This window comes from Streptomyces sp. NPDC002643 (assembly GCF_053592555.1).
Window position 1 is genome coordinate 62,413 of sequence record NZ_JBSFVY010000042.1, and the last position, 13,292, is coordinate 75,704.

General features: G+C 70.9%; 10 protein-coding genes. 9 read left to right on the top strand and 1 reads right to left on the bottom strand.

The annotated features are described in order from the left end of the window. Position 1: 1 nt before the first annotated feature. From ACWD4G_RS39795 to ACWD4G_RS39830, 8 genes are all read left to right on the top strand, one after another. The gene (locus ACWD4G_RS39795) at positions 2-1,618 is read left to right on the top strand and encodes an L-lactate permease (protein ID WP_451302547.1); all 1,617 of its coding nucleotides are present in this window, start codon (positions 2-4) and stop codon (positions 1,616-1,618) included. Positions 1,619-1,730: 112 nt separating this feature from the next. After that, entirely contained in the window at positions 1,731-3,098 is a 1,368-nt protein-coding gene (locus ACWD4G_RS39800) for a phosphomannomutase/phosphoglucomutase (RefSeq protein ID WP_451302549.1), read from the top strand. 514 nt (positions 3,099-3,612) lie between these two features. Next, positions 3,613-3,783 carry a Trm112 family protein gene (locus ACWD4G_RS39805; RefSeq protein ID WP_005485663.1) on the top strand — a complete coding sequence of 57 codons (171 nt, stop codon included), beginning with the start codon at positions 3,613-3,615 and terminating at the stop codon, positions 3,781-3,783. 126 nt (positions 3,784-3,909) lie between these two features. Beyond that, positions 3,910-5,037, top strand: coding sequence for an SIS domain-containing protein (locus tag ACWD4G_RS39810; protein ID WP_451302552.1), 1,128 nt, complete (start codon positions 3,910-3,912; stop codon positions 5,035-5,037). A 126-nt stretch (positions 5,038-5,163) separates the two neighbouring features. Further along, the gene (gene manA / locus ACWD4G_RS39815) at positions 5,164-6,315 is read left to right on the top strand and encodes a mannose-6-phosphate isomerase, class I (protein WP_451302554.1); all 1,152 of its coding nucleotides are present in this window, start codon (positions 5,164-5,166) and stop codon (positions 6,313-6,315) included. A 182-nt stretch (positions 6,316-6,497) separates the two neighbouring features. Then, positions 6,498-7,475 (top strand): cation diffusion facilitator family transporter, encoded by a 978-nt coding sequence (locus ACWD4G_RS39820; protein ID WP_451302556.1) that lies wholly within the window; start codon positions 6,498-6,500, stop codon positions 7,473-7,475. 783 nt (positions 7,476-8,258) lie between these two features. Beyond that, positions 8,259-9,716 carry an adenosylhomocysteinase gene (gene ahcY, locus ACWD4G_RS39825; protein ID WP_451302558.1) on the top strand — a complete coding sequence of 486 codons (1,458 nt, stop codon included), beginning with the start codon at positions 8,259-8,261 and terminating at the stop codon, positions 9,714-9,716. A 160-nt stretch (positions 9,717-9,876) separates the two neighbouring features. Further along, positions 9,877-10,491, top strand: coding sequence for a hypothetical protein (locus ACWD4G_RS39830; protein WP_451302560.1), 615 nt, complete (start codon positions 9,877-9,879; stop codon positions 10,489-10,491). Positions 10,492-10,631: 140 nt separating this feature from the next. Here ACWD4G_RS39830 and ACWD4G_RS39835 read toward each other — a convergent pair whose 3' ends face one another. Next, complete coding sequence (locus ACWD4G_RS39835; protein ID WP_451302562.1) at positions 10,632-11,699, bottom strand: RDD family protein; 1,068 nt, start codon at positions 11,697-11,699, stop codon at positions 10,632-10,634. 144 nt (positions 11,700-11,843) lie between these two features. Between ACWD4G_RS39835 and ACWD4G_RS39840 the strand changes: the two genes are divergently transcribed. After that, positions 11,844-12,851 carry a stage II sporulation protein M gene (locus ACWD4G_RS39840; protein ID WP_451302572.1) on the top strand — a complete coding sequence of 336 codons (1,008 nt, stop codon included), beginning with the start codon at positions 11,844-11,846 and terminating at the stop codon, positions 12,849-12,851. Positions 12,852-13,292: the final 441 nt, after the last annotated feature.

Sequence of the window (13,292 nt, forward strand, 5' to 3'; positions counted from 1 at the left end):
CGTGTACGTCCAGGAACTGGAACCCGTGGCCGGTTCGCTCGGCCTGTCCGCCCTCGTCGCGACCTTGCCCCTGGTGATCGTCCTGGTCCTGCTCGGCGGCGTACGCCTGAAGGCGCATCTCGCGGGGCTGATCGGCCTTCTGGCGGCCGTTCTGGTCGCCTGGCTGGCTTTCCGCATGCCGCTCGGCCAAACGCTCTCCAGCGCCGCCCAGGGCGCCGTGTTCGGCCTCTTCCCGATCATGTGGATCGTCGTCAACGCCCTGTGGGTGTACCGAATGACGGTCCACACCCGCCACTTCGACATCCTCCGCCGCTCCTTCGGCCGCCTCTCCGACGACCCGCGCATCCAGGCGCTCGTCGTCGCGTTCTGCTTCGGCGCGCTCCTGGAGGCGCTCGCCGGCTTCGGCGCGCCGGTCGCCATCTGCTCGGTGATGCTCGTCGCCCTCGGCTTCGAACCGGTGAAGGCGGCCGTCGTCGCACTCGTCGCCAACACCGCGCCCGTCGCCTTCGGCGCCATGGGCACACCGGTCGTGACGCTCGCCCAGGTCACCGAACTGCCCCTGGACACCGTCGCGTCCGTGGTCGGCCGGCAGACACCGCTGCTCGCACTCGTCGTACCGCTCGTCCTCGTCGGCCTGGTGGACGGCCGACGCGGGCTGCGCGAGACCTGGGCGCCCGCCCTCGTCTGCGGACTCGCCTTCGCCGTCGGCCAGTTCATCGCCTCCAACTACGTCTCCGCCCAACTCGCCGACATCGGCGCCGCCCTGCTGGGAGCGGGCGCCCTCGTCGCCGTACCCGGCGCCCGCAAACCCGCTGCCGAACCCGTACGCGCCGCCGTCCTCACCGGCGTACGCAGCGAGGACCTCGACGAACAGGACCCGCCGCACGAAGTCCTGCGCGCCTACGCCCCGTACGCCCTCATCGTCGTCATCTTCTCGATCGCCCAGATCCCCGCGATCAAGGACTGGCTGGCCGGGGCGACACAGACGTACGACTGGCCCTTCCTGGACGTCGCCGACCCGGACGGCGACCCCGTAGGGGGCAACGTCTTCACCTGGCCGATCGTGTCCACGGGCGGCACCCTGGTGCTGCTCGCCGGACTGTGCACGGCGGTCGTACTGGGGGTCCACGCGCGCGTGGCCGTCAGGGAGTGGGCAGCCACCGTGCGCGAACTGCGGTTCGCGATCCTCACCGTGACCTCCGTCCTGGCGCTCGCCTACGTCATGAACCTCTCCGGACAGGCCGCCACCATCGGGCACTTCGTGGCGGCGGCCGGCGCCGGGCTCGCCTTCCTGTCGCCGGTGCTGGGCTGGTTCGGCGTCGCGGTCTCCGGCTCCGACACCTCCGCCAACGCCCTCTTCGGCGCCCTCCAGGTGAGCGCCGCGCAACAGTCGGGCCTGTCGCCCGAACTGCTCGCCGCCGCCAACAGTTCCGGCGGCGTCCTCGGCAAGATGATCTCCCCGCAGAACCTGACCATCGCCTGCGCGGCCGTCGGCCTCGCCGGCCGCGAGGGAGACCTGCTCCGCAAAGTGCTCCCCTGGAGCCTCGGTCTGCTGCTGGTGATGTGCCTGATCGTGGTGGGACAGAGCACCCCCGTACTGGAGTGGATGCTTCCGTGAGATGACCGCGAGGCATCGCGGAAGTGTCCTCGGCGATCACCCGGCCGACTGTCAGTGGTGGCGGGTAGTTTGTGGTGACCGGTGTGGTGACCGGTGAGGACTTCAGGAGGGTTTGGCCGTGGCGGATCTGTCGACGATCGTGAAGGCGTACGACGTACGCGGGGTGGTCCCGGACCAGTGGGACGAGACCCTCGCCGAGCTCTTCGGCGCGGCCTTCGCGCGGGTGACGGACGCGGACGCCATAGTCGTCGGCCACGACATGCGGCCCTCCTCGCCGGGCCTGTCGCGTGCCTTCGCGCGCGGGGCGGCGGCCCTCGGGGTGGACGTCACCGAGATCGGCCTCTGCTCGACGGACCAGCTGTACTACGCGTCGGGCGCGCTGGACCTGCCGGGCGCGATGTTCACGGCCTCCCACAACCCCGCCCAGTACAACGGCATCAAGATGTGCCGCGCGGGCGCCGCCCCCGTCGGCCAGGACACCGGCCTCGCCGAGATCCGCGCACTGGTCGAGACCTGGAGCGAGTCGGACGCCCCGGAGCCCGCCGCCACACCGGGAACGATCACCCAGAGCGACACGTTGAAGGACTACGCGGCGCACCTCCGCGGCCTCGTCGACGTGACCTCCATCCGCCCCCTGAAGGTGGTCGTCGACGCGGGCAACGGCATGGGCGGCCACACGGTCCCCACGGTCTTCGCCGGCCTGCCGCTGACCCTGGTCCCGATGTACTTCGAGCTGGACGGCACGTTCCCGAACCACGAGGCGAACCCCCTGGACCCGGCGAACATCGTCGACCTCCAGAAGCGGGTCCGCGAGGAGGGCGCCGACCTGGGCATCGCCTTCGACGGCGACGCCGACCGCTGCTTCGTCGTCGACGAGCGGGGAGTCGGCGTCCCGCCGTCCGCGATCACCGCCCTGGTCGCCGCCCGCGAACTCGCCAAGCACGGCGGCAAGGGCACGATCATCCACAACCTGATCACCTCCTGGTCCGTCCCCGAGGTGGTCAGGGAGAACGGCGGCACCCCCGTACGCACGCGCGTGGGCCACTCCTTCATCAAGGCCGAGATGGCCAGGTCCGGCGCCATCTTCGGCGGCGAGCACTCCGCCCACTACTACTTCGCGGACTTCTGGAACGCCGACACGGGCATGCTGGCCGCCCTCCACGTCCTGGCGGCTCTGGGAGGCCAGGAAGCCCCCCTCTCCGCCCTGGTCGCCCAGTACGACCGCTACGCGGGCTCCGGCGAGATCAACTCCACGGTCGCCGACCAGGCCGGCCGTATCGCCGCCGTCAAGGCCGCGTACGAGAGCCGCGAGGACGTGACCCTGGACAACCTCGACGGCCTGACGGTCACCTCCCCCGACTGGTGGTTCAACGTCCGCCCCTCCAACACAGAACCCCTCCTCCGCCTGAACACCGAGGCCCGAGACGAGCCAACGATGACCAAGGTGAGGGACGAGGTATTGGCAATCATCAGGGGCTGAGCCCGGGCATCAGGGGCTGAGCCCGGGTGAGGACGCGGATGGGGCGAGGGAGCGGACGGGGGCGAGGTGAACAGGGCCGAGGACGAGGGCCGGCGTGTGGATGGAGCCGAGGCCGCGGACCGGTGCGAAGGCGCGGAGGCGGGCGAGGCCGGGGGTGCGGACAGGGCGGGGTGACTGAAAAAACCGGGCGCAGCCCCGGTCTTTTTCAGGGGCGCGGGGAACTGCGCGAACAACCACACACATCCCGCACCCGCCAACCGACCCGGCCCTCCCGAGCTGGTAGGCACCCAGGGGGCGCAGCCCCGAACCGGGGTCGAAGGGGCCAGGCCCCTGGGGATGGGACGGGTAGGGGCGGCGGGGGCGAAACACTCCCTACCGACACCAGCGCCGACCACGGACTCCCACCCAGGCCCCACCCCACGGACGGCCGCCCCAACCCCGGCGGCGCAACCCCGACGGCGGTACTCTGACCAGGCCGCACCCCACAGAACCCGCTCCCGAAGGGACCCGAGACATGCCGCTCGAAGCCGGCCTCCTGGAGATCCTCGCCTGCCCGGCCTGCCACGCCCCCCTCACCGAGGAGGACACGGAGCTGACCTGCACGAGCCAGGACTGCGGCCTCGCCTACCCCATCCGGGACGGCATCCCCGTACTCCTCGTCGACGAGGCCCGCCGCCCCGCGTAGCCACACACCTGCCCGCCACACCGCACGCGGGCGCACCCTTACGGGTAGGGATACCCGGAGTTCCGAAAACCCCGGAACCCGGCGCATCGGCGCACCAGGGCACCCAGCGATCGGAGGCTGCCGCCCATGCTCGACGAATCGCTGCTAGACACCCCCGACGCCTTGTCGGAGGCGGACCGCCGCGACCTGCTCCGTGGCGCCGCCGAGGCGGGCGCGAGGGTCCGCACGGCCATCCGCCTCGGCACGGAGGCCGGCATCCCCGAACTCAAACCGGACGGCCGCCCGCGCGCCCTGCTGATCGCGGGCCCGGGCATGGCCTCGGCGGGCGTCGCCGACCTGCTGGGCGCCCTGGCGGGTGCCGGCTGCCCCCTCACCCGCATTCACCCCACGGGCGTCGCCCCCGCCCCCGGCGCGCTGCGCTGGGACCTCCCCGGCTGGGCGGGCCCGGTCGACCTCCTGCTGGTCGCCACCGCCGACGGCAGCGAACCCGGCCTCACGCTCCTGGTCGAGCAGGCCTACCGCAGGGGCGCCACGGTCGTCGCCGTCGCCCCGGCCCGTACCCCGGTCGCCGAAGCGGTGACAGGCGCCCACGGCCTCTTCGTACCGATGGCGACCGGCCCGTACGAGCAGGAGGTGCCCCTCGGCGCCGCCGCCCCGGGCGTCCTGTGGGCCCTGCTCACCCCGATGCTCGCCCTCCTCGACCGCACCGGCCTGGTCGCGGCCCCGCCGGACGCCCTGGCGAAGGTCGCCGACCGCCTCGACCACGTGGCAGAGCGCTGCGGACCCGCCATCGCCACCTACAGCAACCCCGCCAAGACCCTCGCCGCCGAGCTCGCCGACGCGCTGCCGGTGATCTGGACCGAGGGGCAGGCCGCGGGCCCGGTGGGCCGCCGCTTCTCCGCCGCTCTCGCCGAACTGGCGGGCCGCCCCGCCGTGGCCGCCCAACTGCCGGAAGCCCTCGCCTCGCACACCGTGCTGCTCTCCGGCCCGCTGGCCGCGAGCGCCGACCCCGACGACTTCTTCCGCGACCGCGTCGAGGAACCACCCGCCCTCCACGCGCGCGTGGTGCTCCTGCGCGACCGGCCGAACGGCGGTCTGAGCGCCGTCCCCGCCGCCCGCGAACTCGCCCTCAGCCACGACACCGCGATCAGCGAGCTGGAACCCGAAGAGGGCAGCGACCTGGAGACCCTCGCCGAGATGATCGCCATCACGGATTTCGCCGCCGTTTACCTCTCGCTCGCTTCCGGAGCCTGATCCTTACGGGAACCCGGCCCCGACTCCCCGATCTTCACCGGACACCGCCCCCTACGGAGCCTCCCGAACGGAGTCCGACCCCGACCAGGGGCCGGCAGGCTCCCCACGTACGGAGAAACACACAGCATGGACCGCCTCGACAACACCGTCCGCCCCTACGCCTGGGGCTCGGCCACCGCCATCCCGAACCTCCTCGGCGTGGCCCCGACCGGCGAGCCACAGGCGGAGATGTGGATGGGAGCCCACCCCGGCGCCCCCTCACGCACCGGACGAGGGCCCCTCAACGAGGTGATCGACGAGGCACCGGAACGCGAGTTGGGAATCCAAACGGTCGAAAAGTTCGGCCCCCGCCTCCCCTTCCTCCTGAAGATCCTCGCCGCCGGCGCCCCCCTCTCCCTCCAGGTCCACCCCAACCTCGAACAGGCCAGGGAGGGTTACGAGGACGAGGAGCGCCGAGGCATCCCGATCGACGCCGGCCACCGCAACTACAAGGACGCCAACCACAAGCCCGAACTGATCTGCGCCCTCACCGAGTTCGACGGCCTCTGCGGCTTCCGCGACCCGCTCCGCGCGGCCGACCTGCTCGCCGGCCTCGACGTCGACTCCCTCAAGCCGTACGTCGACCTCCTCCACGCCCACCCGGAAGAGGCCGCCCTGCGCGAGGTGCTGACGGCGATCCTGGGCGCCGACCCGGAGGCCATGACCACCACGGTCAACGAGGCCGCGGCCGCCTGCGCCCGTCTCGGCGGCGAGTACACCCCGTACGCCGAGATCGCCCACCACTACCCCGGCGATCCCGGCGTCATCGCCGCCATGCTCCTCAACCACGTCCGCCTGCAGCCCGGCGAGGCCCTGTTCCTCGGCGCCGGCATCCCGCACGCCTACCTCAACGGCCTCGGCGTCGAGATCATGGCCAACTCCGACAACGTCCTGCGCTGCGGCCTCACCCCCAAGCATGTCGACGTCCCCGAACTCCTGCGCATCGTCCGCTTCGAGGCGACCGACCCCGGCGTACTGCGCCCCGAGGCGTCCCCCGAGGGCGAGGAGGTCTACGAGACCCCCATCGACGAGTTCCGCCTCTCCCGCCATCTCCTCCCCGAAGGGGGCACCGCACGCGACCTCACGCGCGCGACTCCGCAGATCCTGCTCTGCACGGCCGGTACCGTGCGTGCGGGCGAACACACGCTCGCCCCCGGCCAGTCCGTCTTCGTACTGGCGGGCGAAACGGTCGAAGTGTCCGGAACCGGCACCCTCTTCCGCGCCACCGTGGTCGCCTGACCCCCATCCGCACCCCGGCCCACGGAACTTATCCACAGCCCGGCGCACCGACACCGGACCGGGCTGCAACAATGCCCACTGCAAAAGGCGGGCAAAGCCCGGCCGGTGACGGACGAACGCGTGTGCCCAAGCCAAGGCAGACGTGCAGCACACTTGCGTAGGCGAAGGGACAACTCGGACACATGAGTGCGTCAGGCGGAACCAAGGCGATCGTGGCGGCGCTCGGCGCCAACCTCGCGATCGCGCTAGCGAAATTCGTGGCGTTCATCTTCAGTGGCTCGTCATCGATGCTCGCCGAGTCCGTGCACTCCCTCGCCGACTCCGGCAACCAGGGCCTGCTCCTCCTCGGCGGCAAGAAAGCCCAGCGCGAGGCCACCCCGCAACACCCCTTCGGCTACGGCCGCGAGCGCTACATCTACGCCTTCCTCGTCTCCATCGTCCTCTTCTCCGTCGGCGGCATGTTCGCCATCTACGAGGGCTACGAGAAGATCAAGCACCCGCACGAGATCGAGGCCTGGTACTGGCCCGTCGGCGTCCTCGTCTTCGCGATCATCGCCGAGTCGTTCTCCTTCCGGACCGCCATCAAGGAATCCAACGCCCTGCGCGGCAAGAAGTCCTGGACCGAGTTCGTCCGCCACGCCAAGGCCCCCGAACTGCCCGTCGTCCTCCTGGAGGACCTCGGCGCGCTCGTCGGCCTGATCCTCGCCCTCGGCGGCGTCGGCCTCGCCCTGCTCACCGGCGACGGCCTCTGGGACGGCATCGGCACCCTCTGCATCGGCATCCTGCTCATCCTGATCGCCATCGTCCTCGCCGCCGAGACCAAGTCCCTCCTCCTCGGCGAGGCCGCCGGCGCCGAGGACGTCGAGAAGATCGCCAAGGCCGCCGTCGACGGCGACACCGTCACCCGCGTCATCCACATGCGCACCCTCCACCTCGGCCCCGAGGAACTCCTCGTCGCCGCCAAGATCGCCGTCCAGCACGACGACACGGCCACCGAGATCGCCGACGCCATCGACGCCGCCGAGGCCCGCATCCGCGAGGCCGTCCCCATCGCCCGCGTCATCTACCTCGAACCCGACATCTACAGCGAGACCGAAGCAGCCAAGGGCCCCGACCCCGAGGCCACCCCCGGCGGCCCCGTCCCGACCACCGACCACTGACCCCCCACCGATCGAGCACCGGGCCGCCCGCCGGCCCCACGCCGACCACCGGCGGGGCCACCGGGTTGTCGACCGACCTGCTCCGGCCATGCCGGCCTTCCGGCCGCCTCGGCGGGAGCGCTGGGGCGTCGACCCCGGTCCTGCGCCGACCTCCGGCCTTCCGGCCCACGTCGGCGGGAGTGCCGGGCCAGCGACCGGCCCGCTCCGGTCACCAGCTGGCCGGCCGGAGCGCTGCATTGTCGACTGACCTGCACCGACCACCGGCCACCCCAGCGGGAGCACCCGGGTCGTCGACCGGCCCTCCGGCCTCGGCTGCAGCGGCACCAGGTCAGCGGCCGACCGAACCGCCGCTCACCGGCCTGTCTGCCATGCAACGGCCGAGCAGTGCCCCCACTCCGGCCACATGCCGCCCGCAGGAGAACCAGGGCCCGCCGCGAACCTCGCGCCGGGCTCTCACCCTGCCCGGCGCCCACCCCGGCCGGGCTCAGACCCCTCACCCCCACCCCCTACTCCCCGAAGCCCCAACCCACGCTTCGGCTTGATCTGTTCGGAGGTGGGCTGGGGCCGTGAGGGTCGGCCGGTGTAGCTTGGGACGGAGCCAGACGTCGCTGCTGATGGCGGTCGGGCGGTCCCGACGCGGATCGACCGAGGGAGAGAGGGCCTCCGACGGACTGCGCTGCGCGCACGCGGGCATGCCTGTGTCCTCTTTGGGCACCCCTGTGTCCGCCGCCGCGCAGACCAGCCCTACCCACCCTCGAATCCGACACCGAGGAGCAGCTCGTAATGACGACTGTCGACAGCCGACAGGACTTCAAGGTCGCCGACCTCTCGCTCGCCGAGTTCGGCCGCAAGGAGATCACCCTCGCCGAGCACGAGATGCCCGGCCTGATGGCGATCCGCAAGGAGTACGCCGAGTCGCAGCCCCTGGCCGGCGCCCGCGTCACCGGCTCCCTGCACATGACCGTGCAGACCGCCGTCCTCATCGAGACCCTGGTCGCCCTCGGCGCCCAGGTCCGCTGGGCCTCCTGCAACATCTTCTCCACCCAGGACCACGCCGCCGCCGCCATCGCGGTCGGCCCGAACGGCACGGTGGACAACCCCCAGGGCGTCCCGGTCTTCGCCTGGAAGGGCGAGACCCTGGACGAGTACTGGTGGTGCACCGAGCAGGCCCTGACCTGGCCGGACAGCCCCACCGGCGGCCCGAACATGATCCTCGACGACGGCGGCGACGCCACCCTCCTCGTCCACAAGGGCGTCGAGTACGAGAAGGACGGCAAAGTCCCGGCCATCGAGACCGCCGAGTCCGACGAGCACCGCGTCATCCTCCAGCTCCTCCACCGCACCCTGGGCGAGAACCCCCAGAAGTGGACCCAGCTGGCCTCCGAGATCCGCGGTGTCACCGAGGAGACCACCACCGGCGTCCACCGCCTGTACGAGATGCAGCGCGACGGCGTCCTCCTCTTCCCGGCGATCAACGTCAACGACGCCGTCACCAAGTCGAAGTTCGACAACAAGTACGGCTGCCGCCACTCCCTGATCGACGGCATCAACCGCGCCACCGACGTCCTCATCGGCGGCAAGACCGCCGTCGTCTGCGGCTACGGCGACGTGGGCAAGGGCTGCGCGGAGTCCCTGCGCGGACAGGGCGCCCGCGTCATCGTCACCGAGATCGACCCGATCTGCGCGCTCCAGGCCGCCATGGACGGCTACCAGGTCACGACCCTCGACGAGGTCATCGACAAGGCCGACATCATCATCACCACGACCGGCAACAAGGACATCATCATGGCCTCGGACATGGCCAAGATGAAGCACCAGGCCATCGTCGGCAACATCGGCCACTTCGACAACGAGATCGACATGGCCGGCCTCGCCAAGATCCCCGGCATCGTCAAGGACGAGGTCAAGCCGCAGGTCCACACCTGGACCTTCCCCGACGGCAAGGTGCTCATCGTCCTCTCCGAGGGCCGCCTGCTGAACCTGGGCAACGCCACCGGCCACCCCTCGTTCGTGATGTCCAACTCCTTCGCGGACCAGACCCTGGCCCAGATCGAGCTGTTCACCAAGCCCGACGAGTACCCCACCGGCGTCTACACGCTGCCCAAGCACCTCGACGAGAAGGTCGCCCGCCTCCACCTCGACGCGCTCGGCGTGAAGCTCACCACGCTCCGCCCCGAGCAGGCCGCGTACATCGGCGTAGAGGTCGAGGGCCCGTACAAGCCCGACCACTACCGCTACTGATCACGTACCAGTGGTGCCGTACGCGCTGAGTGCGTCGGTGCGCTGACACACTCGCGCGACAGCTCCAGGGCAGGCCCCCGCACCCCCGTGCCGGGGGCCTGCCCGTTCGGCCCGTGACCCGTCCGCCGGCCGGACCAGCCCGTCAAGACCCAGGACACCCATGCCCCGCGGCCGGTATTCGCTGTACGACCCGCACGACCACACCCTCCTCGCCGAAGAACACTTCCACTGCGCGCCCGGCCCCTCCGGCTGGCGCTATGTCTCCCAACTGACCACCCCCTCCGGTGACCACGCCGGCTCCGTCGACCTCGCCCTCGACGAACTCGGCCGCCCCATCCGCCTCGAACTCCACGCCGCGAGCTGGCAGGTCCGCGGCGCCGCCCTCGACGGCGTCACCTGGGTCCGCACCGACCCCACCGGTACGCATGCCACCGAAGGCAATGTCCGCGCCCACGCCTTCACTGGCACCTCACCGGCATTCCTCATCGCCACCGCCCGGCTCCTGCGCCTCACCCCCTCCGCGCCCGCGACCCGCGTACGCCTCGTCGCCTTCACCGACCCCGTCCTCGCCCCGCGCACCTTGGACCAGTCCTGGGCCTTGGTCGAAAGAGAAGCACACGCCACTGACAACGGCCCCCTCACGGTGGACAAATACCAGGTCACAGCCCTGGACACGGGCGAACAGCACACCGTCCACATCGCCGGCGACGTCGTCCTCGCCGCCCCCGGCATCGAACTTGAGGACCTCGACTCACCACCGTCGACGTTCACCTGACGGGCATGTCCATCGAGCGACAGCGATGGTCGTCCGAGGGACAACAACGGTCGTCAAGCGGCAGTGACGGTCGTCCAGCGACAGCCGCGTTCATCGGGTGACAGCCCCGTGCAAGCTCATCGGTCAACGGTCCGACGGCCTCAGGCAGGCGGCGCGAAACCCGTGCCGGGCCGCTCGACCGGCGGCTCCTGCGACGACGGCTGAGACGGCTGGGCAATCCCCGACGCCGTCGCCCGGGACCCACCGGGAACGGTCCCCCCGCCCCCCACCGCCGGGGCCGGGCTCGCGAACGCCCCGGGCGGCGCATACCCCGAGCCCACGGGCGGCTGCACTCCCGGCCCGGCCCACCCGGGACCGGCGGCCGCCGCCCCCGGCGCAGCACGTCCCGTACCCGCACTCGCCCCCGGCATCCCCGGAGCACCCCCCACACCCGTACCGGCCGCGCCCCCGCCACCCGCCGTGTCCCCGAACGTCCGACGAGCCTCCCGGGCCTGCCGCTCGTGCACCACGGCCGCCAGATACGCGCCGGCAGGCACCCCGTACGGCGCCGGAGTCCCCGTATGCGCCGCGAGATCCGAGGCGAGACGTTCCGCCATCGCCGCACCGACATGCGCATCCAGCTGCCGCATCCGCGTCAGATACTGCCGGATCGCCAGCCACAACCCATCCGGCACCGCCGACAGATCAAGCCCCGAGAACCGCCCCACCAGCCAGTACGGCGGCGGAGGCACGAACGGCGTCTGCCCGCTCGGCACCCGCTCCCGCACGACCAGCGTCCCCGCGAACACATCGCCCAGCCGACGCCCACGCGCCGACACCAGAGAGGCGATGCACGCGACGACCCCGAACGTCATCAGGATCTCGACCACCCCGACCGCACCCCGCACCAACGCGTGCCGGAAGCGGATCGGCCCACCGTCGTCCCGCACCACCCGCAGCCCGAACGCCAGTTTCCCCAGCGAACGCCCATGACTGAGCGTCTCCACCGCTATCGGCCCACCCACCAGCACCAGGAGAAAGCTCGCGACGGCCATCGCCGCCTGCGCGGCCTCGTCGAGACTCGCCGTCGATATCGCAAGGACCAGGGTCACCGCGATGTACACGACCATGGCCACGATCAGGTCGAGCAACACGGCCAGCGCCCGGCTCGGCAGCTTCGCGGGGCGCAGCTCCAGCGCCACCGCCTCGCCCGTCACTAGCTCACTCACACCCGTAGTCCTTCCGGTACATCCCCTGACCTGCCCCGAGAGTGGCCAGTCTGCCAAGCTGAGGACACACGCCGCAGTACGACGTGTGTGACAAGCCGACAAGCTGACACGCAGTACGAGAGGGACGAGGAGCAGCAGACCCCCATGGACCTCGATGTCTTCGTGTCCGCCCATCGCGCCGAGTGGGACCGCCTCGACGCCCTGCTCCGCCGCCAGCGCCGCCTCAACGGCGCCGAGGTCGACGAACTGGTCGCCCTCTACCAGCGCACCGCCACCCATCTCTCGCAGATCCAGTCCAGCGCCCCCGACCCGCAGCTCACCGGTCGCCTGAGCCAACTCGTCGCCCGCGCGCGCAGTGCCGTGACCGGAACCCGTCGTGCCTCCTGGCGCGATGTCACCCGCTTCCTGACCCACGGCTTCCCCGCCGCGGTCTACCGCTCACGCCACTGGTGGGTCCCCACCGCACTGCTGTCCACGCTGGTCGCGGCCGTCCTGGGCTGGTGGATAGCCACCCACCCGGAGGTCCAGGCCACCATCGCCGCCCCCGACCAGCTACGCGAGATGACCCGCCCCGGCGGCCAGTACGAGACGTACTACTCCAGCCATCCCGCCACCTCCTTCGCCGCCCAGGTGTGGACGAACAACGCCCAGGCCGCGGCGATGTGCCTGGTCCTGGGCATCTTCCTGGGCCTGCCGGTCCTCTGGATACTCTTCCTGAACATGCTCAACCTGGGCGTCGGCATCGGCCTGATGACCTCGGCCGGCCGCCTGGACGTCTTTCTGGGCCTGATCCTCCCGCACGGCCTCCTGGAACTCACCGCCGTCTTCGTGGCCGCCGGTACGGGCCTACGCCTCGGCTGGACCGTCATCGACCCCGGCCCGCGCAACCGCCGCTCAGCCTTGGCCGAGGAGGGGCGAGCCGCCCTGGGCATGGCTATAGGCCTGGCGCTGGTCCTCTTCATCTCCGGTGCCATCGAAGGTTTCGTCACCCCGTCCGGCCTGCCCACCTGGGCCCGCATCACCATCGGCATCCTCGCCGAACTCGGCTTCCTCGCGTACGTCTATGTCCTGGGCGGACGTGCCGCACGGGCCGGCGAGACGGGCGACGTCGACGAGCCCGAGCGCAGTGCGGCAGTGCCCACCGCGGCCTGATGTGCGTCCACTCCCGTCAAGCTGTTAGTCTCCTCTTCGCCCCGCAAGAGCCGTTGACACGGAACCTGTGGGGAGGTAGATTCGAACAGTTGCCTAGAGGTGGACATACCCCGTGGCGACTGAGCGTATCTGTCGGCTCCTCTTGAAGATCGTGAACACGATTTCCCGAGTGGGCCACCAACCGATGAATCAGAACTAGCGGCCGGTCAGTCCGGCCAAAAACCTCTGATAAAGTCGAACTCGCCGAAAGGGAGCCGCAAGGCGACCGAATAGGCAAAGGCCCTCCAACGGCCACCGGAAATGAATTCCGACCGGGAACGGAACGGAAAACGGATCTGGTAAGGTTGGAAACACCGAAGGGAAGCGCCCGGAGGAAAGCCGAGACGAGAGTCTGGGTGAGTACGAAGGAAGCGTCCGTTCCTTGAGAACTCAACAGCGTGC

What these genes read in the sequence shown, in the direction of transcription:
- ACWD4G_RS39840 (WP_451302572.1), top strand. Translation starts at nt 11,844, where the DNA reads ATGGACCTCGATGTCTTCGTGTCCGCCCATCGCGCCGAGTGGGACCGC.
- ACWD4G_RS39830 (WP_451302560.1), top strand. Translation starts at nt 9,877, where the DNA reads ATGCCCCGCGGCCGGTATTCGCTGTACGACCCGCACGACCACACCCTC.
- ACWD4G_RS39810 (WP_451302552.1), top strand. Translation starts at nt 3,910, where the DNA reads ATGCTCGACGAATCGCTGCTAGACACCCCCGACGCCTTGTCGGAGGCG.
- ACWD4G_RS39820 (WP_451302556.1), top strand. Translation starts at nt 6,498, where the DNA reads ATGAGTGCGTCAGGCGGAACCAAGGCGATCGTGGCGGCGCTCGGCGCC.
- manA (WP_451302554.1), top strand. Translation starts at nt 5,164, where the DNA reads ATGGACCGCCTCGACAACACCGTCCGCCCCTACGCCTGGGGCTCGGCC.
- ahcY (WP_451302558.1), top strand. Translation starts at nt 8,259, where the DNA reads ATGACGACTGTCGACAGCCGACAGGACTTCAAGGTCGCCGACCTCTCG.
- ACWD4G_RS39805 (WP_005485663.1), top strand. Translation starts at nt 3,613, where the DNA reads ATGCCGCTCGAAGCCGGCCTCCTGGAGATCCTCGCCTGCCCGGCCTGC.